This window comes from Microbaculum marinum (assembly GCF_037855135.1).
Lineage (GTDB): Bacteria > Pseudomonadota > Alphaproteobacteria > Rhizobiales > Tepidamorphaceae > Microbaculum > Microbaculum marinum.
The window spans coordinates 384,480-410,009 of record NZ_JAZHOF010000001.1; the positions used below are offsets into that span (position 1 = coordinate 384,480).

Annotated in this window: 26 protein-coding genes; 9 read left to right on the forward strand and 17 right to left on the reverse strand. The window is 66.5% G+C overall.

Features of this window, described 5'->3' with window-relative positions:
* Positions 1 to 42: 42 nt before the first annotated feature.
* On the reverse strand, positions 43 to 1,317 hold the full coding sequence (locus V3328_RS01775; protein WP_340327923.1) for a beta-1,3-glucanase family protein: 1,275 nt from the start codon (positions 1,315 to 1,317) through the stop codon (positions 43 to 45).
* 210 nt (positions 1,318 to 1,527) lie between these two features.
* Between V3328_RS01775 and V3328_RS01780 the strand changes: the two genes are divergently transcribed.
* The 5 genes from V3328_RS01780 to V3328_RS01800 all read left to right on the forward strand — a co-directional run bounded on the left by V3328_RS01780 (position 1,528) and on the right by V3328_RS01800 (position 5,185).
* Entirely contained in the window at positions 1,528 to 2,304 is a 777-nt protein-coding gene (locus V3328_RS01780) for a DUF429 domain-containing protein (RefSeq protein WP_340327924.1), read from the forward strand.
* 109 nt (positions 2,305 to 2,413) lie between these two features.
* Positions 2,414 to 2,665 carry a hypothetical protein gene (locus V3328_RS01785; protein WP_340327925.1) on the forward strand — a complete coding sequence of 84 codons (252 nt, stop codon included), beginning with the start codon at positions 2,414 to 2,416 and terminating at the stop codon, positions 2,663 to 2,665.
* A gap of 6 nt (positions 2,666 to 2,671) precedes the next feature.
* On the forward strand, positions 2,672 to 3,451 hold the full coding sequence (locus V3328_RS01790) for an alpha/beta hydrolase (protein ID WP_340327926.1): 780 nt from the start codon (positions 2,672 to 2,674) through the stop codon (positions 3,449 to 3,451).
* Between the two features lie 105 nt (positions 3,452 to 3,556).
* Positions 3,557 to 4,492: a threonine/serine dehydratase gene (locus tag V3328_RS01795; RefSeq protein ID WP_340327927.1), complete on the forward strand. Its 936-nt coding sequence runs from the start codon at positions 3,557 to 3,559 to the stop codon at positions 4,490 to 4,492.
* A gap of 36 nt (positions 4,493 to 4,528) precedes the next feature.
* Entirely contained in the window at positions 4,529 to 5,185 is a 657-nt protein-coding gene (locus V3328_RS01800; RefSeq protein WP_340327928.1) for a carbonic anhydrase, read from the forward strand.
* 1,210 nt (positions 5,186 to 6,395) lie between these two features.
* On the opposite strand, the gene V3328_RS01805 is transcribed toward V3328_RS01800, so the two are convergent.
* The 6 genes from V3328_RS01805 to argH form a co-directional block, all read right to left on the reverse strand.
* Positions 6,396 to 7,043 (reverse strand): hypothetical protein, encoded by a 648-nt coding sequence (locus tag V3328_RS01805; RefSeq protein WP_340327929.1) that lies wholly within the window; start codon positions 7,041 to 7,043, stop codon positions 6,396 to 6,398.
* A 45-nt stretch (positions 7,044 to 7,088) separates the two neighbouring features.
* Complete coding sequence (locus tag V3328_RS01810) at positions 7,089 to 7,484, reverse strand: MarR family winged helix-turn-helix transcriptional regulator (RefSeq protein WP_340327930.1); 396 nt, start codon at positions 7,482 to 7,484, stop codon at positions 7,089 to 7,091.
* A gap of 166 nt (positions 7,485 to 7,650) precedes the next feature.
* Positions 7,651 to 8,319 (reverse strand): cation efflux transmembrane domain-containing protein, encoded by a 669-nt coding sequence (locus V3328_RS01815; protein ID WP_340327931.1) that lies wholly within the window; start codon positions 8,317 to 8,319, stop codon positions 7,651 to 7,653.
* 95 nt (positions 8,320 to 8,414) lie between these two features.
* The gene (locus V3328_RS01820; RefSeq protein ID WP_340327932.1) at positions 8,415 to 9,443 is read right to left on the reverse strand and encodes an aspartate-semialdehyde dehydrogenase; all 1,029 of its coding nucleotides are present in this window, start codon (positions 9,441 to 9,443) and stop codon (positions 8,415 to 8,417) included.
* A gap of 520 nt (positions 9,444 to 9,963) precedes the next feature.
* Entirely contained in the window at positions 9,964 to 11,076 is a 1,113-nt protein-coding gene (gene leuB / locus V3328_RS01825; RefSeq protein WP_340327933.1) for a 3-isopropylmalate dehydrogenase, read from the reverse strand.
* 95 nt (positions 11,077 to 11,171) lie between these two features.
* Entirely contained in the window at positions 11,172 to 12,554 is a 1,383-nt protein-coding gene (gene argH, locus V3328_RS01830; protein WP_340327934.1) for an argininosuccinate lyase, read from the reverse strand.
* 53 nt (positions 12,555 to 12,607) lie between these two features.
* Between argH and tlpA the strand changes: the two genes are divergently transcribed.
* Entirely contained in the window at positions 12,608 to 13,285 is a 678-nt protein-coding gene (tlpA, locus tag V3328_RS01835; protein WP_340327935.1) for a thiol:disulfide interchange protein TlpA, read from the forward strand.
* Positions 13,286 to 13,317: 32 nt separating this feature from the next.
* Here the strand turns inward: tlpA and V3328_RS01840 are convergent, their stop codons facing one another.
* The 9 genes from V3328_RS01840 to V3328_RS01880 all read right to left on the reverse strand — a co-directional run bounded on the left by V3328_RS01840 (position 13,318) and on the right by V3328_RS01880 (position 20,663).
* Positions 13,318 to 14,505 (reverse strand): GGDEF domain-containing protein, encoded by a 1,188-nt coding sequence (locus V3328_RS01840; protein WP_340327936.1) that lies wholly within the window; start codon positions 14,503 to 14,505, stop codon positions 13,318 to 13,320.
* A 172-nt stretch (positions 14,506 to 14,677) separates the two neighbouring features.
* Positions 14,678 to 15,574, reverse strand: a complete 897-nt coding sequence (locus V3328_RS01845) for a 3-hydroxybutyryl-CoA dehydrogenase (protein ID WP_340327937.1) — start codon at positions 15,572 to 15,574, stop codon at positions 14,678 to 14,680.
* Positions 15,575 to 15,668: 94 nt separating this feature from the next.
* Positions 15,669 to 16,613, reverse strand: coding sequence for an electron transfer flavoprotein subunit alpha/FixB family protein (locus V3328_RS01850; RefSeq protein WP_340327938.1), 945 nt, complete (start codon positions 16,611 to 16,613; stop codon positions 15,669 to 15,671).
* Complete coding sequence (locus V3328_RS01855) at positions 16,613 to 17,362, reverse strand: electron transfer flavoprotein subunit beta/FixA family protein (RefSeq protein WP_340327939.1); 750 nt, start codon at positions 17,360 to 17,362, stop codon at positions 16,613 to 16,615. Before V3328_RS01855 ends, V3328_RS01850 begins: the two co-directional genes overlap by 1 nt.
* 212 nt (positions 17,363 to 17,574) lie before the next feature.
* The gene (locus V3328_RS01860) at positions 17,575 to 18,294 is read right to left on the reverse strand and encodes a rhomboid family intramembrane serine protease (protein ID WP_340327940.1); all 720 of its coding nucleotides are present in this window, start codon (positions 18,292 to 18,294) and stop codon (positions 17,575 to 17,577) included.
* A gap of 30 nt (positions 18,295 to 18,324) precedes the next feature.
* Positions 18,325 to 18,912, reverse strand: a complete 588-nt coding sequence (locus tag V3328_RS01865; protein ID WP_340327941.1) for a cob(I)yrinic acid a,c-diamide adenosyltransferase — start codon at positions 18,910 to 18,912, stop codon at positions 18,325 to 18,327.
* 22 nt (positions 18,913 to 18,934) lie between these two features.
* On the reverse strand, positions 18,935 to 19,132 hold the full coding sequence (locus tag V3328_RS01870) for a twin transmembrane helix small protein (protein WP_340327942.1): 198 nt from the start codon (positions 19,130 to 19,132) through the stop codon (positions 18,935 to 18,937).
* 49 nt (positions 19,133 to 19,181) lie between these two features.
* Positions 19,182 to 19,691: a TspO/MBR family protein gene (locus V3328_RS01875; protein ID WP_340327943.1), complete on the reverse strand. Its 510-nt coding sequence runs from the start codon at positions 19,689 to 19,691 to the stop codon at positions 19,182 to 19,184.
* 39 nt (positions 19,692 to 19,730) lie between these two features.
* Entirely contained in the window at positions 19,731 to 20,663 is a 933-nt protein-coding gene (locus tag V3328_RS01880; protein ID WP_340327944.1) for a LysR family transcriptional regulator, read from the reverse strand.
* A 177-nt stretch (positions 20,664 to 20,840) separates the two neighbouring features.
* Here V3328_RS01880 and V3328_RS01885 point away from each other — a divergent pair, with 177 nt between their 5' ends.
* A complete protein-coding gene (locus V3328_RS01885; RefSeq protein ID WP_340327945.1) occupies positions 20,841 to 21,845 on the forward strand; it encodes an NAD-dependent epimerase/dehydratase family protein in 1,005 nt (334 codons plus the stop codon).
* 18 nt (positions 21,846 to 21,863) lie between these two features.
* On the opposite strand, the gene V3328_RS01890 is transcribed toward V3328_RS01885, so the two are convergent.
* Positions 21,864 to 22,904 (reverse strand): hypothetical protein, encoded by a 1,041-nt coding sequence (locus tag V3328_RS01890; RefSeq protein ID WP_340327946.1) that lies wholly within the window; start codon positions 22,902 to 22,904, stop codon positions 21,864 to 21,866.
* 196 nt (positions 22,905 to 23,100) lie between these two features.
* Here V3328_RS01890 and V3328_RS01895 point away from each other — a divergent pair, with 196 nt between their 5' ends.
* Both V3328_RS01895 and V3328_RS01900 read left to right on the forward strand, forming a co-directional pair.
* Entirely contained in the window at positions 23,101 to 24,138 is a 1,038-nt protein-coding gene (locus V3328_RS01895; RefSeq protein ID WP_340327947.1) for an SDR family oxidoreductase, read from the forward strand.
* Between the two features lie 285 nt (positions 24,139 to 24,423).
* Positions 24,424 to 25,512, forward strand: a complete 1,089-nt coding sequence (locus tag V3328_RS01900; RefSeq protein ID WP_340327948.1) for a linear amide C-N hydrolase — start codon at positions 24,424 to 24,426, stop codon at positions 25,510 to 25,512.
* Positions 25,513 to 25,530: the final 18 nt, after the last annotated feature.

Sequence of the window (25,530 nt, forward strand, 5' to 3'; positions counted from 1 at the left end):
CGCGGCCCGGCTGGCGGGCCGCGCTGCACCCCGAGGCCTGAGCTAGTCGCCGATGTCCATCGGCTGCAGGACGATGGAGAGTTTCCGGGGGACCCCCGACAGGGTTGTGCTCTGGTTGCAGGTGTCGTCGTAGGGCATGGCGTATGAGAGCCGGCCGATCGAATACCTGTGAAAGACCTTAGCGTAGACGTTGACCGGCGGGTACTTGTAGTACGTCTTCGTGTTGCAATCGGAGGGCGTCGAGTCCTTGAGAAGCGTCGAACGGAGGAGGCTGGCGGCGAACAGATCCGTGACTCCGCTTGGCGCCGAGGAGGGAATCTCGTTCATGTAGACCTCGAGCGTGGTCGGCTTCATGATGGCGTCGGAGTTCTTTTCGTTGAATATGATCGCCGGCTGGTTCCTTACCGTGCCGGTGGTGCCGACGTAGGGGACATTGTTGTAGGTGATTTTCAGTTCGTTCTTCTGGTAGTACGCGAAGACGCTGCCGATGTACGAATCCAGCTGATCGGCCGGGAAATTGTACGGAGCGGTGTTTATTCCGTGCTCGGGCGAGATCACTCGGAGATATTCGAGCTGGTGTCCGTGCGGCGCAATGATCAGGTCGGTCCAGGGCGAGCCCGCCTGATCCAGTGCTGTGTACACGTTGCCCCACGTGGTCGGGGTAGCGCCGACCGTCTCCTTGGACTTCGCGGTCGTGCCGGAGACGAGCGTCAGTTTGAGCGGCAGGCCGAACATGTCGACCTGCGTGGTGTTGACGAACAGCACCCGCGGGCCGGTTCCCGCATTCCAGTTTAGTTCCACCCAGTCATAGGGCGTCGCATAATTCGGGTCCGCGGTGTTCCAGCCGGTGGGCCCGCGGATGGCGTAGTAGGTGCCGGTATTGGGGCCGGATTTCGAACTCGGATAGTTGTAGGTCTGTCTCGTGATCGTCACGTTCAGGGGGCTGTAAAGAGAAAAATACATCCTTCCACTCTGAAGCTGCGGCACCATGATCTTCGTTTTATTGTTGGATCCGAGTTTCAGCATATAGCCGATGTTCGTAGATTGACTGCTCTGAGTATAGGCCCGGACGTCACCGTTCTTACCGGTGGCGGAATAGAATTGAAAGGTACCTAAGGTTTCGCTTCCAGAGTTGCCGATTATGGCGACGTAGACCTGGGCGTCGATGCCGGAGTTGTTGACGAACGTGGCAGGGACGAGTTGCATCCCCTGATTATTGGTCGCCGCCCATGTCGACGTGGGCGCAACGAATGCCGACGCCGCTACTGCAACTGAAAATAATGCGAGCTTGGTGGTCCGAATTATCCCTGCAGTCATGATTTCCCCCTTACGGCCCAGTTGCCGGTTGATGGCCGAATTTACCACGGAACGGATCGGATTGTACAAAAAAATACCTGATCATTTTTAGTCTTAAGCGCGGAATTCTGGAATGATATTGGTAAAGACGGAAGGCCGAAAGAGAATATCGCCAACTGGAATTGAAGATCGCATTGGGTATTCTTCGAACGAATAGCGGAAGTTTGCGGCATGGTTGACCTCGACGCCTCCAATGGCCTTGCCGTCACCCCTGTCTGGGTCGCGGGGGTCGACGGCTGCCGTGGCGGGTGGATCGCGGTGCTGCTCGATCTGTCCGGTGCGGAGCCTCCCCGCGTTCGTATGGCGACGAGCATCGCCGACGTCGCCGACCTTCCCGAAGCGCCCCCGGTCGTTGCCGTCGACATGCCGGTCGGCCTGCCGGAGCGGCTGATCGGCTCGGGGCGGGCCTGCGAGGTGGCGGTGCGCCGGCTGCTCGGTGCGCGGCAGTCTAGCGTCTTTTCCATTCCCTGCCGCGCGGCCGTCATGGAAACATCCGACTATCGGCGCGCCTGCGAGATCGCTTCCGCAAACTCCGAACCGCCGCGTATGGTCTCCAAACAGGGATTTGCTCTCTTTCCCAAGATCAGGGAGGTCGACGAAACGCTGCGCGCCCGGCCGGAGCTGCGCGATCGGGTGTTCGAGACCCATCCCGAAGTCTGCTTCCTGCACATGAATGGCGGCGAGCCGGCGCGCCTGCCGAAGAAGGTCAAGGGCCGCGCCCATCCGGACGGCCTCGAGGAACGGCGGGGCCTGCTGCGCGAACAGGGCTTCCCGGCTGATTTCCTGGAGGCCGGGCGGAGGCCGCCGCGACCCGCCGCGGCGGACGATTTCCTCGACGCCTGCGCTGCCGCCTGGACCGCAGCGCGCATCCTGCGCGGCGAAGCCAGGTGCTATCCCGAGACGCCGTCGCGTGATGCCTTCGGGCTGGAAATGGCGATCCGGGCATGACAGGCCGTCGCCGGCTCGATCTGCGCAAGGTGCATATGTTCTGATATTCTATCTGGCGTTGTGAGCGTCGAACTCAGCGACGCTGCCCGGACATGAGAGAGGATGTCCCATGCCAGATCTGAAGATCTTCTTCATCACCAACCGCAACGTCGTGAACTACGAGGAACGGCCCTGGTTCGGTTCGCGCTTCAACCGGGACGGACCGCACGCACTGCGCTTCGGGGTCGCGTACGGAAAGCGGCAGCAGGACGACACCTATCCCTATGTAGTGGAGAAGGTCGAGATCGCGCCGGAGCACCTGACCCAGGTCGACGACGACAACCGTGTCGTCGGCAGCCGTGTGGTTCTCGAAGGCCTTTGAAGACTGATGTGCGGTGCCGAGGGAAAGGATACGCTCGTGCTCGTCCACGGATACGCCTCGACCTTCGAGACGTCGCTGCAACGCGGGCTGCAGCTTGCCGACCTCTACAAGCCGAATGGCCAGCCGCTCAACGTCGTCGTGTTCTCGTGGCCGGCGGACGGCAAGATGACCCCCTACATGTCCTATTTCAACGACAGGAACGACGCGCGCGACAGTGGCGAGGCGATGGCGCGGGCGATCCTGATCCTCAAGGAGTACATCGAGAGCCTGACGCCGGAGGAGCGTTGCGACCGCGCCATCCACGTGCTGGCGCACAGCATGGGAAATTACGCCCTGCGGTACGGCGTGCAACGGTTGCGCAGCCGCCTCGGCGACAAGCTGCCCCGCCTGTTCCAGGAGATCCTGCTGGTGGCCGCCGACGAGGATAACGACGCGTTCGACCACGACCACAAGCTCAGGCCGCTGCCGAAACTCGGCCGGCGGGTGAGCGTCTACTTCGCCCCGCAGGATCGGGCCCTTGTCATTTCCGATACCACCAAGGGCAACCCGGACCGGCTGGGCTCGGACGGTCCAGTTCAGGTCAGCGGCCTGCCCACCAAGGTCATCCTGATCGACGGGCGCAACGTTGCCTTCGTCGGCGACCCCTGGACCGCCCACCAGTACTATCGCACCAGCCCCCGGGTCGCGAAGGACATTACGGCGACGTTGGCCGGCATTCCCGTGGATCAGATCGCCGGCCGTGTCCACGTGCCTGACCTGAGGGCATGGCGAATCGAGGCAGGATAGGCGCCCCGGGACGACCGCTTCCGGCGGCCTTCCACGCCGCCGGCCGGTCCGTTCGCAGTTGCACAATCCCGCCGCCCCGGTTACGAAGCGCCGGGAGACGATCGAATGGTGACCTCCGAGGATATCGAGACAGCCTACGAGCGCATAGCCGGGCGGGTACGCCGGACGCCGGTGATGGACATCGCCGCCGAGACCTTCGGCACGCCGTCTGCGATCTGCCTCAAGCTCGAACTGTTTCAGCACGCCGGCTCGTTCAAGCCGCGCGGAGCCTTCAACAACCTGCTGTCGCGCGAGGTGCCAGAGGCCGGGGTGGCGGCCGCCTCGGGCGGCAATCACGGCGCCGCGGTCGCCTATGCGGCCCGCTCGCTCGGCATTCCGGCGCGCATCTTCGTTCCGGAGATCTCAAGCCCGGTGAAGGTCGGGCGCATCCGCGGTTTCGGCGCCGACGTGCTGGTCGAGGGGGCGGCCTATGCGGACGCGCTCGAGCGTTGCGAAGCCTTCATGGCCGACAGCGGCGCGGTCGGCGTGCATGCCTACGATTCGCCCGAGACGATCGCCGGGCAGGGGACGGTGGCGCTGGAGTGGCAGGAGCAGGAGCCGGATCTCGACACGGTGCTGGTCGCCGTCGGCGGCGCCGGCCTGATCTCGGGGATCGCCGCGTGGTATGGCGGCCGTACCCGCGTCGTCGGCGTCGAGCCGGAGACCTCGCGCGCCCTGCACGCCGCCCTGGAAGAGGGGAGGCCGGTCGACGTGCCAGTGTCCGGGCTCGCCGCGGACTCGCTCGGCGCCCGCAGCGTCGGCGACCACAATTTCGAGATCTGCAGAACCTATGTCGACCATGTCGCGCTGGTGCCGGATACGGCGATCGGCGAAGCCCAGCGGCTGCTCTGGGACCGGGCGAGGATCGCCGCGGAACCCGGCGGCGCGACGGCGCTCGCCGCCGTCGTCTGCGGCGCCTATCGGCCGCGCGCCGACGAGCGGGTCGGCGTGCTGGTCTGCGGCGGCAACGTCGATCTTGCAAAACTTTCCGCCCTCGCCTGAGACGCGGAAGCCTGTCACCCACGAGCGGACACAGCCATGACGACCTCCTTTCCCCCCGACCTGATCGACGGCTACCGCCGCTACTCCGGCGAACGGCTGCCGGAGGAAAGGCGCCGGCTGGCGCAACTGGCCAGGCTTGGCCAGGCGCCGCGGGCGATGGTGATCGGCTGCTGCGATTCGCGCGCGGCGCCGGAAACGGTGTTCTCCACCGGCCCAGGCGAGCTGTTCGTCGTGCGCAACGTCGCCAACATCGTGCCGCCCTACGCGCCGGACGAGTTCCATCATTCCACCAGCGCCGCCATCGAGTTCGCGGTGCGGGACCTGCTGGTGCCCGACATCATCGTGCTGGGCCATTCCCTGTGCGGCGGCATCGCGGCGTACCTGAAGGGCCGCGAGAACGAGGAGATCCGGGGCGAGTTCATCGGCCCGTGGATCGACCTGCTGCGCGGTTCGCGCGCGGAAGCCGAGCAGATCGACAGCGCCATGGCGAGCGAGGACATGCAGCGCGCCGTCGAGGAGGTCGTCGTTCGCCGCTCGCTGGCGAACCTGCTCACCTTCCCGTTCCTGAAGGCGCGGGTCGATGCCGGAAGCCTAGCGCTGCACGGCGCCCATTTCGGCATCGCCACGGGAGAGCTGCGGGTCATGAATCCGAAGACGGGTACCTTCGAGAAAGTGTCCGAACAGGCGGGCTAGGGTCCTTTCCCGGGTGAGTGGCGGTGAGGCCCGCGGCACTGCTGCCCCGGATTGTGCTGCGCTCCATCCGGGCTACGGACCGGCGGGAGGGGCACGGCCGATCGCCCCGCCGCCGGGACCGGCGCGGGTTGGTGTCTTGCTCGGTGCGGCGATTGCCGCGTGTCAAAGAGCCGTGGAGCGATTGCCACTCCGGGGGGGCTGTCGTTTGCCCCCACTGACAGTGCAGACGACCGTCTGCGGGGCGCGGGCGCTCGAAGGAGTGCCTTGCTAGTGGTTTAGTGGTGGCGCTCTTCCGAGCGCCCGCCGCGGCGGTTTAGGCCAAGTCCGGATCGCGCTCCGGCGGGGCCGAACGGCTCGCGCCCTCAAGAGCCCCCGGGGTGCGCTGCCAGGAGGCTCTGCCTCCTGCGCCACGGTCCCCGTGGACCTCCCCTGGACGGCCGGACGGATCCCGCCTCAAGGCCCGCTTGGGCGGCCCGTCGTATTGCGGACGGGCGATCCGGGAGCCTCCCCGAGCCGGCGTGCCGACATGCACGGCCTGCTGGAGGCGCCGCTCCCTCCCGCGTGGTCCGTGTCGGATCCGGACACGCCCCCGCATGGGAGGGATGGACGGAGTCTAACCGAGGTTTTCAGAGTGTGAATAAAATTGTCGGCGGGTTTCCGGTAAGGGGCTGGCAGGCCTACGGAAATCGACAGTCCGCGCCAACCTCGACTGCGTCCCCGGTCGTCATGGCCGGGCCCGTCCCGGCCATCCACGTCTTCTCGGCGGTGACCGCTGTCCGTGGATGCCCGGCAATGCCGGGCATGACGGCTGAGGGGGCGGATGGGATCGGCCGTACCGCAGGCTGCGCCACGGGCTTGATCCAGGGCCAGCGGGGCGTCTGCGACTGTTCTGGGCCTCCGGCACAGAGCACGTAGCCCGGATGGAGCGGCAGCGTAATCCGGGGGCTGCGCCGGAGGCACTCTCGGGTAGGGGATGACCGCACCGCCGTTCCCGGATTACGCTGCCGCTCCATCCGGGCTACGTAGGCGGCGCCTTCGGCTGGTCGTTAGGCTGGGTCCCGGGTCAAGCCCGGGACGTAAGCCGCGTGTTGGGCAGGGGCCTTGCCACACGACAGGCCTACGCCCCGGGCTTGATCCGGGGCCCAGCGCGGCGATTGTTTCGTGCGATCGGGCCCGAAACGATGACGTCTCACATGGCGGGCCGCGCAAATCAGCCGATCCGGCCCGCCCTGATCTGCATCCAGGAAATGAGATGCAGGACGAGGAACCAAGGCACCAGCGCCGTGGGGACAAGGCTCAGCGGCAACAGCGACATCGGTTGCGACGTCGGTCCGGTCGCCGGCGCCAGCATCAGGCCGGGGTTGGACAGGACGCCGGTCCCGACCGCGAGGGCGAAGTCCAGAAGGCCGGCCGCCAGCACCAGGAGTGCGAGCGGCAGGCCCGTCACACTGGCGCGCGCGACGGCGACGGCTGCGAACATGGCCAGAATGCCGACCGCGAAATCGCCGAAGCCGGCGGGAACTGCGAACACCGGCGGCAGCAGGCCCATCAGCCACAGGAAGACGAAGAGAATGCCCGCGGCACGCCATGACTGCATGCCGACCACGACCGCCGGGTCGAGTGCCAGCGCCCAGTTCCGTACCGCCGGAACAGTCGCGTAGGCCGCCAGGAAGGCGGCACCCGGCAGCAGAACGGCGATCGGCAGGACCGGGGACAGTTCACCGTCGCCGGCGGCGAAGGCGCCATTCGCGCCCAGCCAGACCGCGACGGCGAACCAGAGGCCAAACAGTGCCAGCGCCACGAGCGTGCCGCGACCCTGCCGAAGGACGGCGGGCCCGGGATAGGACAAGTCGGTCATGTCGGATCTCCTTTATGTGTATATGCACATATCCATCTCGGAAAACTAGCGTGCTGCCCTCAATGCCTCCTCCAGCGCATTGAGGCGGGCCAGCAGGGCTCTGGCCTCCTCGGACCCCAGTACCGATACGGCGGTCTGCTGCGCCGCCTCCCACAAGGGCCAGGCTGTCTGGAGCGACTTCCGGCCCTTGTCGGTGAGCACGATCGGACGTTCCCGTCGGTCGCGACTGCCCGCTTCCTGGATCAGTTCTTCGTGGACCAGCGGCCGCAGCGTCCGGCTAAGGCTGGTGCGGTCCATTCCCAGTCGGCGGGCGAGGGGATTGATCGGGATCGGGCCCGACAGGGACAGGGTTGCCAGGATGGAGAACTGGGTGCCGGTCAGTCCGGCCGGCGCCAGGATGCGATCGTAGGTTTGCGAGATCGCGCGCGTGGTGCGGCGCATTCCCGTTCCGACGCATGCAATCGGCGTGTCCAGCCCGGGAGGAAGGCGCGCGGTGGTCTGCTCGGTGTCGGCCATGATAAGTGTATATGCACTTAATGGCGGGACGTCAATCCGGTTGCCCGGACGAAGCCGTGTCCGTCTGTGGTCCTACACGCCCAGGGGCTGGCTAGGGCTGGGTTCGTGCATGGCGGTGGCCAGCGCCATCGGCCGACGTGCCTTCCGCCATTTCCGATAGCGACCGGCGGACGATCTGCACGGCCGACGACAGGAACAGTCCCGCCATCAGGGTTGCGACCGCCAGATCGGGCCAGGCAGTGCCCGTGGCGAAGACCAGGGCCGCCGCTCCGATCACCGCGACATTGCCGATCGCGTCGTTGCGGCTGCACAGCCAGACGGAGCGGACGTTGGCGTCGCCGTCGCGCCATCTCATCAGGATCAGGACGCTGGCGACGTTCGCCGCGAGCGCCAGGAGACCGACCACGCTCATGACGCCGGCGGACGGAACGCCCAGGACGAGCACCTGCCAGGCCGTGCTGGCGAGCACCCAGAGCCCCATCGCAGCGAGACTCAGGCCCTTGAGGAAGGCGGCGCGGGCACGCCAGAGCAGGGGCCGCCCGATGACCAGCAGGCTGATCGCATAGGTCGCGGTGTCCCCTGCGAAGTCGAGGGCGTCCGCCTGCAGCGCCTTCGAGCCGGCGAGCTGGCCGGCCGTCATTTCGATCAGGAACAGCGCCGCGTTGATCGCGATGACGGCGATCAGCGCACGGCGGAAGGCGGTGGACGTCCCGTCGAAGACGGTCTCGTGAGAACAGCAGTGACCCGACATGCCCGCCATGTAGGGCGGGCGCGGGACGTAATACTATGTCAGGTAGCGGTTTTTTTGCGGGGCCGTGCGGCCCCGCAGGTTCACGGCTTCGGCGCGCCTGGTCCTCAGGCCGCCTTCTTCTGCAATAGCCCGCGATTGATCACGGTCTCGGCGATCTGGACGGTATTGAGGGCGGCGCCCTTGCGCAGGTTGTCGGAGACGCACCACAGGTTCAGGCCGTTCTCGATCGTCGCGTCCTCGCGGATGCGCGAGACGTAGGTGGCGTAATCCCCGACGCATTCGATCGGCGTGATGTACTGGTCCTCCTCCGGCTTGTCGACGACCAGTACGCCGGGCGCCTCGCGGAGGATGTCGCGGGCCTGTTCGGCCGTCATCGGCTTCTCGAATTCGATGTTGACGGCTTCCGAATGCCCGACGAACACCGGAACGCGGACGCAGGTGGCGGTCAGCCTGATCTTCGGATCGAGGATCTTCTTGGTCTCCGCCATCATCTTCCATTCCTCCTTGGTCGAGCCGTCTTCCATGAAGACGTCGATGTGGGGAATGACGTTGAAGGCGATCTGCCGGGTGAACTTCTCGGGCTCGGGGGCATCGGTGACGAAGATGCCCTTGGTCTGGGTCCACAGCTCGTCCATCGCCTCCTTGCCGGCGCCGGAAACGGACTGATAGGTGGACACAACCACGCGCCTGATCCCGGCGGCGTCGTGCAGCGGCTTCAGGGCCACGACGAGCTGCGCCGTGGAGCAGTTCGGGTTGGCGATGATGTTGCGCTTGGTGAAGCCCGCCACCGCGTCGGCGTTGACTTCGGGAACGATGAGCGGGACGTCGGCGTCGTAGCGCCAGGCCGAGGAGTTGTCGATGACGAGGCAGCCCTTCGCGGCGATCCTCGGCGACCATTCCCGCGACAGCTCGCCGCCGGCCGACATCAGGCAGAAATCGACCTTGGAGAAATCGAACTGCTCGAGATCCTTGCACTTGAGGATGCGGTCGCCGAACGACACCTCGGTGCCGAGCGAGCGGCGCGACGCAATCGCGTGGACCTCGTCGGCGGGGAAGTTCCGCTCGGCGAGGATTTCCAGCATTTCCCGGCCCACGTTCCCCGTGGCGCCGACAATGGCAACCGAATAGCCCATCGGTAAGTCTCCTGAAGCCTTCTGGCGTTCGCTATGTGCCTCCCCGGACGGTGGAGCCCCGGTCGGGGCGGCCCTCCTTAACCCCGCCGGGGAGAGGGACCGGGGACGAGGAAAGCGGTCAGGCGCCGGTGGCGCCGGTGCCCGTTTTGGCCGTCGCTTTCGTCGATTTGGTGGTGACCGTGATGGTCAACTCGATCGTCCTCGTGCCGCAGAGTGGCGGTCACGCATGCGAAACAGCATTCCGGCCGGAAAGTCAATGCATGTTGCGATTGCACCCGGAGCTGGCGCGTCCTTCTACGACCCCGGCGGCACCTCGCGATCCGCAGCAAAGGCGGCGACCGCTGGCGACGATGATCTGCCCTTCCGAGACCCGCCGGACGGCCGGCCAGCAGGGGCCGTCCGAGGGGGAGAGCGGGCGGCTCTCCCCTACCGGACGCTTCGGCGCGCTACCACGGGAGCGCCGCGGACCTGGCGGCAAGGGCAGCCGCCGCGGCTGCGACGAGACCCCCGTGGCGCGCGCCTATCCGGCGCGGGCGTCCATCGCCCTGACGATAGCCTCGCCCATCTCGGTGGTACTCACCGCATTCTGGCCCTTGGCGGCCAGATCGGCGGTACGGGTGCCGCCCGCCAAGACGTCGGCGATGGCGCCGTCGACGAGATCGGCGGCCTCGCCCATGTCGCAGGAGTAGCGCAGCGCCATGCCCAGCGAGGCGATCATCGCGATCGGATTGGCAAGGCGCTTGCCGGCGATGTCGGGGGCGGAGCCGTGGACCGGCTCGTAGAGCGCCTTGCGCTTGCCGGTCTTCTCGTCGGGCGCGCCGAGCGAGGCCGACGGCAGCATGCCGAGCGATCCGGTCAGCATGGCGGCGACGTCCGACAGCATGTCGCCGAACAGGTTGTCGGTGACGATGACGTCGAACTGCTTGGGCCAGCGCACGAGCTGCATTCCGCCGGCGTCGGCCAGCATGTGCTCCAGCTCGACGTCGGAATACTCCGCCTTGTGCACGGCCGTCACGACCTGGTTCCAGAGCACGCCGGAGCGCATCACGTTGCGCTTTTCCATCGACGTGACCTTGTTGTTGCGGGTGCGGGCCAGTTCGAAGGCGACGCGTGCGATCCGCTCGATCTCGTGGGTCGTGTAGAGCTGGGTATCGACGGCGCGCTTCTCGCCGTTCTCCAGCGTCACGATCTCCTTGGGTTCGCCGAAATAGACGCCGCCGGTGAGCTCGCGCAGGATCAGGATGTCGAGGCCCTCCACCACGTCGCGCTTCAGCGATGATGCATCGGCCAGCGCCGGATAGCAGATCGCCGGCCGCAGGTTGGCGAACAGGTCCATGTCCTTGCGCAGCCGCAACAGCCCCGCCTCGGGGCGAACCTCGTAGGGGACCGAATCCCATTTCGGCCCCCCGACCGCGCCGAACAGCACGGCGTCGGCGGCCTGCGCCTTGTCCATGGCGGCATCCGTGATCGCCACGGCATGGGCGTCGTACGCGCTGCCGCCGACGAGATCGGTCTCCGTCTCGAAGGTGGAACCGGAGTTCCTGTCGAGCCATTCGATGACCCGGCCGACCTCGGCCATCACCTCGGGGCCGATGCCGTCGCCGGGCAGGAGAAGCAGATCGTAGGAAGCCATTTATTCGCTCGCCGTTTGTGTGACTGGACGGGTGGATTGAAGATGCGGTCGCCGTTGTAGCCCGAATGGAGCAACAGCGAAATCGGCTTGCAGCATCAGGAGCGGAGCCTTTCGATCCAGGTCTTGGCCCGGGCCTTCACGTTCGCCGGAGCCGTGCCGCCGTAGCTCGTCCGGCTCCTGACGGAGTTGTCGACACCCAGCACCTCGAAGACCTCGGCGGTGATCCGCTGGTCGACCGCCTGGAACTCCTCGAGGGTCAGCGCGTCGAGATCGCGTGAATTCTCCGAGGCGACCGCGACGATGCGGCCGGTGACGTGGTGGGCCTCGCGGAACGGCATGTTCAGCGCCCGCACCAGCCAGTCGGCGAGGTCGGTCGCGGTGGAATAGCCGGCGCCGGCGGCGGCCGCCATGCGCTCGCGGTTCGGCTGCATGTCGGAGACCATGCCGGTCATCGCGGCAACGACAAGTTCGGCGGCGTCGAGCGCGTCGAAGAACGGCTCCTTGTCCTCCTGCATGTCCTTGGAATAGGCGAGCGGCAGGCCCTTCATCACGGTCATGAGGCCGATCGTCGCGCCGAAGATGCGGCCGGTCTTGGCGCGGACCAGTTCGGCGGCGTCGGGATTGCGCTTCTGCGGCATGATCGAGGAGCCGGTGGTCCAGGCATCCGACAGCCTGACGAAGCCGAACTGCGCCGAGGACCAGATCACGATCTCCTCGGCGAAGCGGGACATGTGGACCGCCAGGATCGACAGCGCCGACAGGGTCTCGAGCACGAAATCGCGGTCCGAGACGGCGTCGAGCGAGTTCGCCATCGGCCGATCGAAGCCGAGCGCCGCGGCGGTCTGTTCCCGGTCGATCGGAAACGAGGTGCCGGCCAGAGCGGCAGCGCCGAGCGGAGATTCGTTCAGTCTCCGCCGGGCGTCCTGCAGCCGGCCGCGGTCGCGTGCCGTCATTTCGACATAGGCGAGAAGATGATGGCCGAAGGTCACGGGCTGGGCGGCCTGCAGGTGCGTGAAGCCCGGCATCACCACGTCGTGGTGCTCCAGCGCCTTGTTCGCCAGCGCCGTCTGCAGCGCCGCGATCGCGGCGTCCAGACGGTCGACGGCGTCGCGCACGTAGAGCCGGAAATCGGTGGCGACCTGATCGTTGCGCGAGCGGGCGGTGTGCAGGCGGCCTGCGGCCGGGCCGATCAGCTCGGACAGCCGCGCCTCGACGTTCATGTGGATGTCCTCGAGCGACTTCGAGAACGTGAAGCCGCCGGCCTCGATCTCTGACGCGATCGTGTCTAGACCTCTGGCAATCTCCTTCCCATCTTGCTCAGACAGGATACCCTGCCTGACGAGCATGGCGGCATGCGCCCGGGAGCCGGCGATGTCCTGGGCCCAGAAGCGGCGGTCGAAGTCGATCGAGGCATTGATCGCTTCCATCACCGCGTCGGGACCGGCGACGAAGCGGCCGCCCCACATCTTGTTGCTCATGGCGTCACTCCGCGATACCCGGTCTTCGCCGGGCAGTAAGGAAAGAAGGTGCGATGGACGAACATCAATCGAAGAGAGGGATCAGGCGGCTTCTCCTGACCCTCGCCATTCTGGTGGGCCTCATCATCCTCGCTGCTGCCGCGGTATACGGGATCGTCTGGCGCGGACGCAATGCCGAGGCCGCGGAAGCGGCCTGCAATTCGGCGGTCGAACTGGCGAAGGCCGTCGATCCGCTCGCAACCGGAGAGGTTGCCGCCCTGATCGTACACGACACTCCAGCGCCGGTGGCGGACCTGACCTTCGTCGACGCCTCGGGCGCTGAGCGCAGGCTCTCGGAGTGGCGGGGCAAGGCCGTTCTCTTCAATCTGTGGGCCACCTGGTGCGCGCCCTGCCGGCACGAGATGCCGGCGCTCGACAACCTGCAGGCGGAACTGGGCGGCGACGATTTCGAGGTCGTGGCAGTCAACATCGACACAGGCGGCGACGAGAAGCCGAAGGCGTTTCTTCGAGACGTCGAGGTGGATACCCTTCGCTACTACGCCGATCACACCACCGGCGTGTTTCGCGAACTCAAGAAGTCCGGCAAGGCGTTCGGTTTGCCGACGACGCTGCTGATCGACCGCGAGGGCTGCGAGATCGGCCACATGGCCGGGCCGGCGCAATGGGACTCGGAGGACGCGAAGGCGCTGATCGGCGCGCTGGTCGGACAGGGGGCTGAAGGTTCGAGCTGAAGGCCAGCGCCTGAAGGCTCGGGGCTGAACGGCTAGGCGATTCGCACGACCCGAGACATCCCGGATGCCGGCGACTTCCTGGCCAGCACCGTCTGGTTCCTGCCGCGCGCCTTGGCCCGGTAGAGCGCATCGTCAGCCCGTCGCAGCACCTCGGAAAACGTGCAGGCCTCGCCCTCGCATATGGCGACGCCGACACTGACCGTCGCCGTGACGGCGCCCCCCGGCAAGGTTGCGCAGGCGGCCTGGAAGCCGTTCCTGACGCGTTCGGCATAGGCAAAGCCGACGTCGGCGGCCGCGCCGGGCAGGACGATCGCGAATTCCTCGCCGCCGATGCGTCCGACGATGTCTATCGCCCGCACGCTTTCGCGCGCCACCGCGGCGAAGCATTCGATGACGCGGTCGCCAGTCGCGTGGCCGAACGTATCGTTGATCGTCTTGAACCGGTCGATGTCGAAGATCAGCACCGAGATCGGTTCCTTGTTGCGAACGTGCCGGTGCAGTTCCTCGGTGGCGCCCTCCATGAATGCGCCGCGGTTCGACAATCCCGTCAGGGAATCAACGGTCGCGGCCTTCTTGTGCTGCACTTCGCTGCGTTCCTTCATCATGGCGATCAGGAATATCGCGGTGCCGATCGTGAAGACCATGTGCTCGAAATGCACGAGGGAGAAGACGGATCCGAAATTCGGGTCCTCGTTCGGCGGAGCGCCGAGCAGCACGTCGACGATCGAGGCCACGAACAGGGTGCCGTGAACGACGAGCAGGGCGATCATCGGCCAGCGGGCGAACAACCGCTCGCGGCCATCCCGCCAAAGCCCCCATCCGGCGGCGTATGTATATCCGGCGATGATCGCCGCCCCCAGGATCGAGTGCACCGCGCCGGCCGCGGTGAAGCCGGGAACGAGGCACGCGACGATCCACGCCGCGGCGCCCGCGAACGTGACGGCCGGCGGGGCGGACCGATGGTCGAACCGCCGTGCGGCGGCCCACACCAGCCCGCTGGCGAGCACGAACAGGCCGGTGATGTAGACGAGCCACTCGGGCTTCAGCACATCGTGGAACGCGAAGATCCCGATGGCGATGCCGACAAGGAAGTTCGCTGCGGACCAGAAGAGGGCCGCGCTGGTGCCCCGGTACCACCACCACGCCAGCGCCAGAAAGCAGCCGCTGAGCATGGATACGAAGGAACCGGCGACCATCAGGGTATTGACGTCCAGGTGCATGTGCCCGGATCCGATCGATATTTGGAGGTCTTCCGATTGTCGTGCGCCCGCCGGAAGGGTGTCCCTGCCGGCGCGACGATGCATTGCGGCACCGGCAGAGCCTTAGCAAATTGTTAAGGAATGGGCAAAGGCGATATCCGGCCGGGCGCCCCGCGACCGGCGCGGCCGGGGCTCAGCGCGTCGGGACGGGAACGTCGCCGCGATAGTCGTAGAAGCCGCGCTGGGTCTTGCGGCCGAGCCAGCCGGCCTCGACGTACTTCACAAGCAGTGGGCAGGGACGGTACTTGGAATCGGCCAGACCCTCGTAGAGCACCTGCATGATCGAGAGGCAGGTATCGAGGCCGATGAAATCGGCCAGCTCCAGCGGCCCCATCGGGTGGCGGGCGCCGAGGCGCATTGCGGTATCGATCGCCACCACCGAGCCGACGCCCTCGTACAGGACGTAGATCGCCTCGTTGATCATCGGCAACAGGATGCGATTGACCATGAAGGCGGGGAAGTCTTCGGAAACGGCGATGGTCTTGTCGAGCTTGTCGACATAGACCCGTGCGGTTTCGAAGGTCGTGTCCTCGGTGGCGATGCCGCGGACGAGCTCGACCAGTTCCATGACCGGAACCGGATTCATGAAGTGGATGCCGATGAAGCGTTCCGGCCGGTCGGTCGAGGAGGCCAGCCGGGTGATCGAGATCGACGACGTGTTGGTGGCCAGCAGCGCTTCGGGCTTCAGCAGCGGACACAGCCGCTTGAAGATGTCGCGCTTGACCTCCTCATTCTCGACGGCCGATTCGATGACGAGGTCGACTTCGCCGAGGCCTGCAAGGTCTTCCGAACCGCTGATCCTCGCGATGGCCTGCTGGCGCTCCTCCTCGGTGATGCGGCCGGAGGCGACCTGCCGGGCCATGTTGCCGTTGATGGTGGCAAGACCCGACTCGATGCGTTCGAGGCTGACGTCGTGGATCTTCACGTCGAACCCGGCAAGCGCGCTGACATGGGCAATGCCGCTGCCCATCTGTCCGGCACCGATCACGCCCACCGAGCGGATTGCCGTATCGTCGCTCCCGTCCGTCACGCTCGCGTCACTCCGAATTGCAATGCGCACGAGCTAGCACGTTACCCGGGCCGCGTGAAGTACGTTCCTGCTGCATTGCAACCACGGCGCCCCGTCACTTTCCGGCTTTCGCCAGCTCCGCTTCGAGTTCCGGCAGCAGCTGGAAGAGATCGCCGACGAGGCCGTAGTCGGCCACCTGAAAGATCGGCGCTTCCTCGTCCTTGTTGATGGCGACGATCACCTTGGAATCCTTCATGCCTGCCAGATGCTGGATGGCGCCGGAGATGCCGACGGCGACGTAGAGCTCCGGCGCGACCACCTTGCCGGTCTGGCCGACCTGATAGTCGTTGGACATGTAGCCGGCATCGACGGCGGCGCGGCTGGCGCCGATCGCAGCGCCGAGCCTGTCGGCGACCGGCATCAGCACGGTCTCGAAGTTCTCGTGAGAGCCCATGCCGCGGCCGCCGGACACGACGATCTTCGCGGAGGTCAGTTCCGGACGGTCGGACTTGGTCAGTTCCTCGCCAATGAACTCGGAGACCGAGGGGAGGTCGGGCACGGAAACCGTCTCGACGGCAGCCGAACCGCCGGTGCCGACTGCCGGAAACGCGGTGGCACGGACCGTCACGATCTTCTTGGCGTCGTTCGACTTCACCACCTGGATGGCGTTGCCCGCATAGATCGGCCGCTCGAAGGTATCGGGAGCTTCCACCGCGGTGATCTCGGAGACCTGCATGACGTCGAGCAGGGCGGCGATCCGGGGCATGAAGTTCTTGGCGCTGGTCGTCGCGGCCGCGACGACGGCGTCATAGTCGCCGGCGAGCGACGTGACGAGCGCGGCCATCGGCTCGGCCAGACGATGCTCGAGCGCGTCGGCCTCGGCGACGAGCACCTTGCGGGCGCCATCCAGCTTGCCCGCCTGTTCGGCGGCCGCGCCGCAGCCCTTGCCGGCCACCAGCACGTCCACGTCGGAGCCGATCGCCGTTGCGGCGCTCATGGCCTTCGCGGTGAGGTCGCTCAGGCTCGAATTGTCGTGTTCCGCAATCAGTAGGACCGCCATCAGATCACTCCCGCCTCGTTCTTCAGCTTGTCCACCAGTTCGGCGACGCTGCCGACCTTGACGCCGGCCTGGCGCGCCGGCGGCTCGGTGGTCTTGAGCACCTCCAGCCGCGGCGCGATGTCTACGCCGTAGTCGTCGGCGGTCTTCTCGTCGATCGGCTTCTTCTTCGCCTTCATGATGTTGGGCAGCGAGGCGTAGCGCGGTTCGTTCAGACGCAGGTCCGTGGTGACGATCGCGGGCATGTTCAGCCTGATCGTCTGCAGGCCGCCGTCGACTTCGCGGATCACCGTCATGGAGCCGTCGCCGATCTCGATCTTCGAGGCGAAGGTGCCCTGTGGCCAATCGAGCAGGGCGGCCAGCATCTGGCCGGTCTGGTTGGCGTCGTCGTCGATCGCCTGCTTGCCGAGGATCACCAGCCCCGGCTGCTCGGCCTCGACAACGCCCTTGAGGATCTTGGCGACCGCCAGCGGCTCGACCGGACCGTCCGCCTTGACGAGGATGCCGCGGTCGGCGCCCATTGCGAGCGCGGTGCGGATCGTCTCGGACGATTGGGCGGGGCCGATCGACACGGCGACGATCTCCTCGACCTTGCCCGCTTCCTTCAGACGGATCGCCTCTTCGACGGCAATCTCGTCGAACGGGTTCATCGACATCTTGACGTTGGCAAGCTCGACGCCCGATCCATCGCCCCTGACGCGGATCTTGACGTTGTAGTCCACAACCCGCTTGACGGGCACCAGAACCTTCATGAAGCGAAACTCCCTCGGTGGAGAACCCGGACGGTTCTCGACATCGGACCGGACTCGGGCCGGGCCGGTCGCTGAAAGACGCGACGGATGGCGGATCCGTGCGACGAATGGCGGGCAGACGCCCGCTGTTCGAAGCGCGGCGGACGGTACTCACGCCATTCTGGCAAGTCAACGCCGTCCGGCGACCTCAATTGTCGCGCCGGCGGCACCGGTTACCGCCGGTTGGGCTGGGTGGCGGTGACGAGGCCGCGATCGAACAGCGGAACGCCCCGGCGGCGCATGAAAAGCACGAGGACCGCACCCGTCACCAGGCCGCCGATATGGGCCCACCAGGCGACCTCCTCGTCGCTGCCGGTGGAGGCGACCATGACCACCTGCAGGACGACCCAGAATCCGAGGACCCAGGAGGCGGGAAGTCTCAGAGGCAGCCGCCAAAGCACCAGCACCCAGACCTTCACCTTCGGATGCAGCATCAGGTAGGCGGCAATCACGCCGGAGACCGCGCCGCTGGCACCGACCAGCGGTGCGACGGAGCGGGGCTGGACAAGGTCGTGCGCAAGGCCGGCGCCGGCGCCGCAGAGCAGGTAGAAGGCGAGGAAGCGCCAGTGACCCATGGCGTCCTCGACATTGTCGCCGAACACCCACAGGAACAGCATGTTCGACACCAGATGCAGGAAGCCGCCGTGGACGAACTGATAGGTGACCAGCGTCATGCCTTCCGGCACGACGGCGTATTGGCTCGGGAGCTCCCGGAAGTCGTTGAAGACGGCGGGGATGACGCCGAAACTGTAGGCAACCGGTTCCAGCCCATCGACGAAGATGCCGCTGGTGAAGAAGACATACACCAGGACGTTGACGGCGATCAGTCCGACCGTGACGTACTGGTACGGCAGATGCCTGAGCCGGTTGTCGTCGCTGATCGGAACGAACATGGCATGTTGCCTCCGCTGCCCGATCGCTGCTCAGCGATTCTGGCCCTTTACCCACAGCACTTCGTCGGCCCCCTTGCCGTTTGCCCAGCGGCTGGCGACGAACAGAAAGTCCGAGGCCCGGTTGGCATATTTCAGGGCTGCGGCGCTCACCGCTTCGCCCTCCGTCATCGCCAGTTCGACCATCATCCGCTCGGCGCGCCGCATGACGGTGCGTGCGAGATGCAGATGCGCGGCAGCCGCGCTTCCGCCGGGCAGCACGAACGAGCGGAGCGGATGCAGATCGGCGTTCAACGTGTCGATTTCCGATTCCAGCCGCGAAACCTGGCTCTCTGTGATCCGCAGCGGCTCCCAACCCAGATCCTCGCCCGTATCGGGGGTGCAGAGGTCCGCGCCGAGGTCGAACAGGTCGTTCTGTATCCGCGCCAGCATCGAATCGAGGTCGGCAAGCTGCGGATCGGAACCGGTCGAAAGCCGGGCGAGGCCGATCGCCGCGTTGGCCTCGTCCACCGTGCCGTATGCGGAAACACGCAGGTCGAACTTCGGCCGGCGCTCGCCTGTCGACAGCGCCGTCGTGCCGTCGTCGCCGGTCTTCGTGTAGATCTTGTTCAGAATGACCACGTGCGTGCTTTCCCGGTTGCCGCTACGAGCGACCCATCAGCCATATCGTGACCACGGCCACGCAGATGGCCAGGAACTGCAGGCCGACACGCCAGCGCATCAGTTTCTGGGACGTGTTGGGACTGCCGCCGCGCATCATGTTCCACAGACCGGCCAGCAGCACCAGGAACACGACGCCCAATGCCACCGGCAGCGCATAGGTTACGAAGACTTCGGACATGGCACGACCTTATGGCCGGAATCGGGGTCGAGGTCACCCCTCCGTTTATTCAACTGTTCATCGTGAAAATAGCGAGATTGAGGGCGGCGGCGAAACAGACCCAGGCCAGGTAGGGCAGCATCAGGATGCCGGCGGGCCGGGAAATCCGCCAGAAGGCCCGGACGGTCCACGCGATGGCGGCGAGCAGCGCGGCAATGACGACAAGCCCCGATCCGGGGCTTTGGGCGGCGAAGAACGCCCAGGACCAGGCGCCGTTGAGTGCGAGCTGGACGCCAAAACCGACGAGCGCCCGCCGCTTCGATCCAGGATCCGCGGAGGTCCGCCAGACCAGCCAGGCGGCAACCGCCATCGCCACGTAGAGGATCGTCCAGACGATCGGAAACGCGACGTCGGGCGGCGTCCACGAGGGTTTGACTAGATTGGCGTACCAGGGCTCCAGATTCGGCGCGGTGGCCAGGGAGCCGAGATAGCCGACCGCCAGGCACGCCAGGACGATGCCGGCGAGGGCGGCAAGGTCGACGAGCGACGTGCGGCGTGGGGCCGTGGTGGGGGATCGCATCGTTTGCCGGACCTGTCGTTGCGCCTGTTGACGGCCTGTCTACGCGGAAATCGCCCTGCCCGGATCAACGCACCGGGTCGCGCTCAGCTTCAGCGACGACAACCGGTCGGCGAGAAAGTCGTAGACGAAGCGGATGCGGCGCGAATGGCGCAGGTCCCGGTGGGCGGTCAGCCAGATCGGCAGGTCCAGCGTCTCGTTGCGGAGTTCCGGAAACAGCTGAACCAGACCGTCGCGCTGGCCGAGGAAGATCGGGCCGATGCCGACGCCGAAGCCGCGCCTGACCATTTCCCACCCCGCAGCCTGCGAATCGCAACGGTAGGCGAAGACGTCGCGGTCGATCTCGACCCCCACTCGGCGGAAGCCGCGGATGATGACGTCGATGCGGTCGAAGCCGATCAGCGAGTGCTCCGAAAGGCCGGCGACGGTATCCGGCCGTCCGCGCCGGGCAAGATAGTCGGGGTGGGCGAACAGGCCGATGCCCATTTCCGCGACGAGCCGGGTGATGACGTCGTTCTGTTCGGGCCGGAACATCCTCAACGCGATGTCGGCTTCGCGCAGCAGCAGGTTCTCCGGCGTCATGCTGGCCACCACGTCGATCTTGATGCGGGGCTCCGCGATGTGAAGGTCCGCGAGGATGCCGGGCAGGACATAGACCGCGACCATTTCGCTTGCGGTGATCCGGACCGAGCCTTCGATCGCTTCGGCGCGACCTTCGGCGACCCGCCGCAGGCTCTCGGCCCGGTCGCGCATCGCCTGCGCATGCTCTACCAGCGACAGTCCGACTTCGGTGATGCGCAGTCCGGCGGAGGTCCGATCGAACAGGCGCACGCCGAGGGAGGCCTCGAGCTCCGCGATGTGCCGCCCGACCGTCGGCTGGCTGATGCCGAGGACGCGCGCCGCCCCGGACAGGCTCCCCTCCTCGGCGGTCGCCAGGAACGACGGTACGCGGCTCCAGTCGAGACTGCTGTACATGCCGAAAGTCCTCTGAGCATGCCCCCGCGCGCATCGCGCACCGCAACATATGGTGGGCGTCATTCATAACTGAATACCGCCAAGTCAATTCTGCTCAATTCCAAAGTTTTCCCGGTGCGCCCATTTCTGAATCCGAGGGTGCCCGCAGCGGCTGCTCTCGCAGAGAGGAGCAATACCATGGAATACCTGGCGAATACCCCCACGGCCCTGGTTGTCGGTGCACACGGCCGATTCGGCCGTGTCGTCGCCGGCGAGTTCGCGCGCCGGGGGTGGCGTGTCCGCGGGCTTGTGCGGCACGGCGGTGCGGGCGGCGATGCGGTCCTCCCCGCCACGGTGGACGTGACGGGTGGGGACGCCAGGTCTGCCCATGACATGATCGCCGCGGCGGACGGCGCAGATGTCATAGTGAACGCCGCCAACCCGGCCTACCGGAACTGGGACCCGGCGGTGCTGGAAATCGCCGAGGCGGTGATCGCAGCCGCGCGCACGAGCGGCGCCGTCCACCTGTTTCCCGGCAATGTCTACAACTACGGCTGGCCAATGCCGGAGCTGCTCAGCGAGATGACGGCGCAGCGGCCCTCGACCCGCAAGGGCAGCATTCGGGTGGAGGCCGAACGACGCTTCAGGGAAGCCGCCGACGTGCACGGCGTGCGCACGATCGTGCTGCGCGCAGGCGACCTCTACGGCGGCACCGGGCGCGGCAGCTGGTTCGACCTCGTCGTCGCCGAGCACCTGAGCAGCGGCCGGATGACCTACCCCGGGCCGCTGAACGTCCCGCACGCCTGGGCGTACCTGCCCGACCTTGCCGCGACCTTCGAGGCGCTGGCCAGACGGCGCGGAGAGTTCGACGCCTTCGAAGCCTTCCATTTCCCCGGCCACACGGTCACCGGCGAGGACATGGCGGCAGCCTTCGAGGCGGCGCTCGGCCGGCCGGTCCGCAGCAACCGGATGCCCTGGTGGGTCGTCCGCCTGGGGGCTCCGTTCGTGCGGGACTGGCGGGAAATCAGCGAGATGGCCTATCTGTGGCACGTGCCGCACCGGCTCGATGGCGCCAAGCTCGAAATGGCGCTGGGCGACATTCCGACAACCTCGTTCGAACGGGCGGTGTCCGACAGTCTCGCCGCCCTCGGCTTCGAGACGCGGCCGATGGAGCCTTCGGCGAGATCGCTGGTGCCGGTGTAGATAGCGGATCGCGGTCGCTCAGACCGGCGGGGGCGCCGGCGGTGGCGGGGCCTGAGTGGGATGGTCGGGATGGGTCCCGGGTCCCCCGTCGCTCCGGCCGAAATCCGGGGTGCGGACGAAGTCGCGCGCCTTCTCGCCGAGTTCGCGGAACTGCCCGGAGACCTCTTCGAGGTGCGCGCGCCAGTCCTGGCGGGGCGTCTGGCCCTCGGTGGCCCGGAAATAGACCTGCATCAGCGAGGCGATCGCGAACGGCTCCAGAACCGCGGCCTTCAGGCATAGCGCGAAGATGATCGCGAAGACGAAGCCGAAACCGGAAATCGTGCCGGGCAGCAGGTAGACGACGGCGGCGGCCGGCGCCAGGAAGATCAGGAACATGACGAAGGCAAGTCCCCAGACCATCGCCGCGAGCCAGACCGCGTTCTTCAGGATCCACACCGCGTTCTGGGCGTAGAGGACCAGCGCATCCTGGGCGGTCGCGTACGGGTTTTCCGATCGCACCTGGATATTGTGGGCGAGGATCACCTCGTCGACGAATCCGATCGCCACGCGCACCACCGCCCGGACGAAGCGGGCAAGGCCCTCGAGCCCCGGCACCGGCAGGATGGCGGCGACGAAATCGACGATGCCGGCGACGACGCGGATCACGCCCTTGACGAGCTGGTCGATGACGAACAGCACGTTCGCCTCGGCGAAGCGGGCCTGCACGATGGCCCGCGCCGCGCCGACCTGTGCCATGCCGCCCGGCGGATTGCCGCCGTCGAGGACCTCGACGAGCATGGCGATATGGCCGGCCTTGACCATGTAGAGGATCCATTCGCGGATGAAATAGAGGAAGGCCGAGACTATCGCGAACCCGGCTATCCCGCCGACGACCGTGGCGCCTGCCTGGAAATCGTCGGTCCCCAGGGCGCCTACGCCCCAGCCGACGGTGGCGCCGATGCCGGTGACGAAGACATAGGCGAGCGAAATGGCGCCGTAGACGATCATGCGCGCGATGATGAACGGCCAGGTCCGGACCAATGCCGAAATCGTCGTCGCAACCGAAAAATCCCAAAGCATCCGTACCTCACCAGAATGCGGGTGAATCGGGGGACTTCGTTAATGGCACCGAGGCGGACCCCATGGCAATGCCGAGCCGTCGCTATCGCACGCCTTTTGCCGGGCGCGTCCCGTGGGTCCGACCCCGTCGGCCCAACCAGGGCTCGCTCGCGGCACGAACTGGGATAGGATGAGCCGCTGTCGATCTGGAGCGCCGATGCAACATCGCGGGACGGTCTTCCTTACCGGGGCGTCGGGCTTCATCGCCCGTCATGTCGCATTGCGCCTGCTCGAGGAGGGCTATCGCGTCCGCGGCTCCGTGCGGACCCTGGAGCAGGGCAGCGAGGTCATCGCGGCGATCCGGCCGCATCTCTCCGATGCCGCCGATATCGACGCGCGACTGACATTCGTGCAACTCGACCTGCTGCGTGACGACGGCTGGGACGGGGCTGCGACGGGCTGCGACGCCCTGATCCATACCGCGTCGCCGTTCCCCTTCAGGCGCCCCGACCACGAGGACGATGTGATCCGGCCCGCGGTCGACGGGACGCTGCGCGCACTGCAGGCTGCGCGCCGGGCGGGCATCGGCCGCGTCGTGCTGACGTCCTCGGTGGCGGCGGTGATCAATACCGACCTCGGGCCCGGACGCGACGCTTACGACGAGCGCGACTGGAGCGATCCGGGCGGCCCGCGTGCCTCGCCCTATGTGAAGTCGAAGACGATGGCGGAACGGGCCGCCTGGGAATTCGTCCGGCGGGACGGGCCGAAGATCGCGCTGACCGTGATCAATCCGGGATTCGTGCTGGGGCCTCCCCTCGGCGGCCGGTCCGGAACCTCGCTGATGGTCATTCAGCGGATCCTGCGGGCGAAGGATCCGATGGTGCCGCGGCTCGGTTTCGCCCTCGTCGACGTTCGCGACGTCGCGACCATGCACGTGCGGGCGCTGGACCGCACCGAAACGTTCGGCAAGCGCATCATCGGGGCGGGTCGGTTCTTCTGGTACGCCGACATGGCGCGCGTCGTGAAGGAGGCCTATCCGGACAGGAAGATCGTCACCCGCACGGCGCCGGACGCACTGATCCGGTTTCTCGGCCTGTTCGACGGCACGCTGCGGTCGCTCGTCCCGAATCTCGGTCGCCGCGACGCGATCAGCGCTGCGCGGGCACGGCAGCTGCTCGGGATCGAGTTCATCGATCCGGAGGACAGCATCCGGGAGATGGCTGCCTACGTGCTGAAGAACCGTCTTGCATCGTGATCTGCAGTGATGGTTAATCGACTTAGTTAGGCTTGCGGATCCGCGCTTCTAGGGATTAGTCGCCTGACTGTCCGGGAGTCGCCCAGGCCATCGTGGTTGGGCCAGCGAAACCGGCCGCTGCGCATTTTGCCGCCTTTACCAGGATTTAAGGCGGCTTGACCTTAAGTCCGTGGGCTCTCTGTACTCGCCGGTCGAAGCGATCAGGGACGACCTTGCCACAGCGACCGGGTCGGCATCATCCCGCAACGCCGATCCCGGCGCACCCAATCGAACAGGGAGTGTTCCATGATACGTTCAGTTACCGCGATCCTGGTTGCCGGATCGATGGTCTTCGCGCCGGTTGCCAATGCCTGCACCGGAATCCAGCTCTCCGCCAAGGACGGCACCCAGGTCGCCGGCCGCACTCTTGAGTTCGGTGCACCGATCGACTGGTACGTTACGACCGTCCCGGCGGGAACGGAGATCTCGGCAGAACTGCCGGCCGGATCGACCGGCCTCACCTACAAGACCAAGTACGGCATCACCGGCATGACGGCCTACCAGTCGACCGACTTCGTCGACGGGCTCAACGAGCAGGGCCTCTCCGTCGGCCTGTTCTACTTCCCGGGCTATGCGAGCTACCCCGACCTGAGCGAGGAAAACAGCGCCAAGGCGCTGGCGCCGCAGCAGTTTGCGACGTGGCTGCTCGCCAACTTCTCCTCGGTCGACGAGGTGAAGGCGCACTACGACGACGTCGTGCTGGTGGCCGCCACGTTCGAGCAGATGGGCGAAGTCATCCCGATGCACGTCCGGGTCATCGACAAGTCCGGCAACGCACTGGTGATCGAGCCGACCGACAAGACCCTGAAGGTTTTCGATGCTCCGCTCGGCGTCATCACGAATTCGCCGACCTACGACTGGCACATGACCAACCTGTCCAACTTCATAAACCTGTCCGTCGTCAACGTCCCGCCGGTCAAGCTGGACGGTGTCCAACTCGAGGCGGCGGGCCAGGGCGCCGGGATGCACGGCCTTCCGGGCGACTTCACGCCGCCCTCGCGCTTCGTGCGGGCCGCGGTGTTCTCCAAGTCGGCGATGCCGGTCGATACGGGGGCCGAGGTGCTGGACCAGACCTTCCACATCCTCAACAACTTCGACATTCCGTACGGCGCCGTGCGGGGCGAGGACAACGGCAAGCCGGCGCCCGACTACACGCAGTGGACGTCGGTTGCGGACATGACCAACGGAACCTGGACCGTGAAGACCTACGACGACCAGAACCTCCGCGTCGTCGACCTGAAGTCGGCGCTGGCGGCAGCGGACGGCAAGGTCGTCCACATCGATCCGAAGCAATGGTCGCAGACGTACCAGAACATCTCTTCGGACTTCAAATAGACGTGGCAGCCGGGGCGA

Bases quoted from the DNA above. Each gene is read 5' to 3' on its own strand.
- V3328_RS01775 (WP_340327923.1), bottom strand. From the start codon at position 1,317: ATGACTGCAGGGATAATTCGGACCACCAAGCTCGCATTATTTTCAGTT.
- V3328_RS01780 (WP_340327924.1), top strand. From the start codon at position 1,528: ATGGTTGACCTCGACGCCTCCAATGGCCTTGCCGTCACCCCTGTCTGG.
- V3328_RS01785 (WP_340327925.1), top strand. From the start codon at position 2,414: ATGCCAGATCTGAAGATCTTCTTCATCACCAACCGCAACGTCGTGAAC.
- V3328_RS01790 (WP_340327926.1), top strand. From the start codon at position 2,672: ATGTGCGGTGCCGAGGGAAAGGATACGCTCGTGCTCGTCCACGGATAC.
- V3328_RS01795 (WP_340327927.1), top strand. From the start codon at position 3,557: ATGGTGACCTCCGAGGATATCGAGACAGCCTACGAGCGCATAGCCGGG.
- V3328_RS01800 (WP_340327928.1), top strand. From the start codon at position 4,529: ATGACGACCTCCTTTCCCCCCGACCTGATCGACGGCTACCGCCGCTAC.
- V3328_RS01805 (WP_340327929.1), bottom strand. From the start codon at position 7,043: ATGACCGACTTGTCCTATCCCGGGCCCGCCGTCCTTCGGCAGGGTCGC.
- V3328_RS01810 (WP_340327930.1), bottom strand. From the start codon at position 7,484: ATGCGCCGCACCACGCGCGCGATCTCGCAAACCTACGATCGCATCCTG.
- V3328_RS01815 (WP_340327931.1), bottom strand. From the start codon at position 8,319: ATGGCGGGCATGTCGGGTCACTGCTGTTCTCACGAGACCGTCTTCGAC.
- V3328_RS01820 (WP_340327932.1), bottom strand. From the start codon at position 9,443: ATGGGCTATTCGGTTGCCATTGTCGGCGCCACGGGGAACGTGGGCCGG.
- leuB (WP_340327933.1), bottom strand. From the start codon at position 11,076: ATGGCTTCCTACGATCTGCTTCTCCTGCCCGGCGACGGCATCGGCCCC.
- argH (WP_340327934.1), bottom strand. From the start codon at position 12,554: ATGAGCAACAAGATGTGGGGCGGCCGCTTCGTCGCCGGTCCCGACGCG.
- tlpA (WP_340327935.1), top strand. From the start codon at position 12,608: ATGGACGAACATCAATCGAAGAGAGGGATCAGGCGGCTTCTCCTGACC.
- V3328_RS01840 (WP_340327936.1), bottom strand. From the start codon at position 14,505: ATGCACCTGGACGTCAATACCCTGATGGTCGCCGGTTCCTTCGTATCC.
- V3328_RS01850 (WP_340327938.1), bottom strand. From the start codon at position 16,613: ATGGCGGTCCTACTGATTGCGGAACACGACAATTCGAGCCTGAGCGAC.
- V3328_RS01855 (WP_340327939.1), bottom strand. From the start codon at position 17,362: ATGAAGGTTCTGGTGCCCGTCAAGCGGGTTGTGGACTACAACGTCAAG.
- V3328_RS01860 (WP_340327940.1), bottom strand. From the start codon at position 18,294: ATGTTCGTTCCGATCAGCGACGACAACCGGCTCAGGCATCTGCCGTAC.
- V3328_RS01870 (WP_340327942.1), bottom strand. From the start codon at position 19,132: ATGTCCGAAGTCTTCGTAACCTATGCGCTGCCGGTGGCATTGGGCGTC.
- V3328_RS01875 (WP_340327943.1), bottom strand. From the start codon at position 19,691: ATGCGATCCCCCACCACGGCCCCACGCCGCACGTCGCTCGTCGACCTT.
- V3328_RS01880 (WP_340327944.1), bottom strand. From the start codon at position 20,663: ATGTACAGCAGTCTCGACTGGAGCCGCGTACCGTCGTTCCTGGCGACC.
- V3328_RS01885 (WP_340327945.1), top strand. From the start codon at position 20,841: ATGGAATACCTGGCGAATACCCCCACGGCCCTGGTTGTCGGTGCACAC.
- V3328_RS01890 (WP_340327946.1), bottom strand. From the start codon at position 22,904: ATGCTTTGGGATTTTTCGGTTGCGACGACGATTTCGGCATTGGTCCGG.
- V3328_RS01895 (WP_340327947.1), top strand. From the start codon at position 23,101: ATGCAACATCGCGGGACGGTCTTCCTTACCGGGGCGTCGGGCTTCATC.
- V3328_RS01900 (WP_340327948.1), top strand. From the start codon at position 24,424: ATGATACGTTCAGTTACCGCGATCCTGGTTGCCGGATCGATGGTCTTC.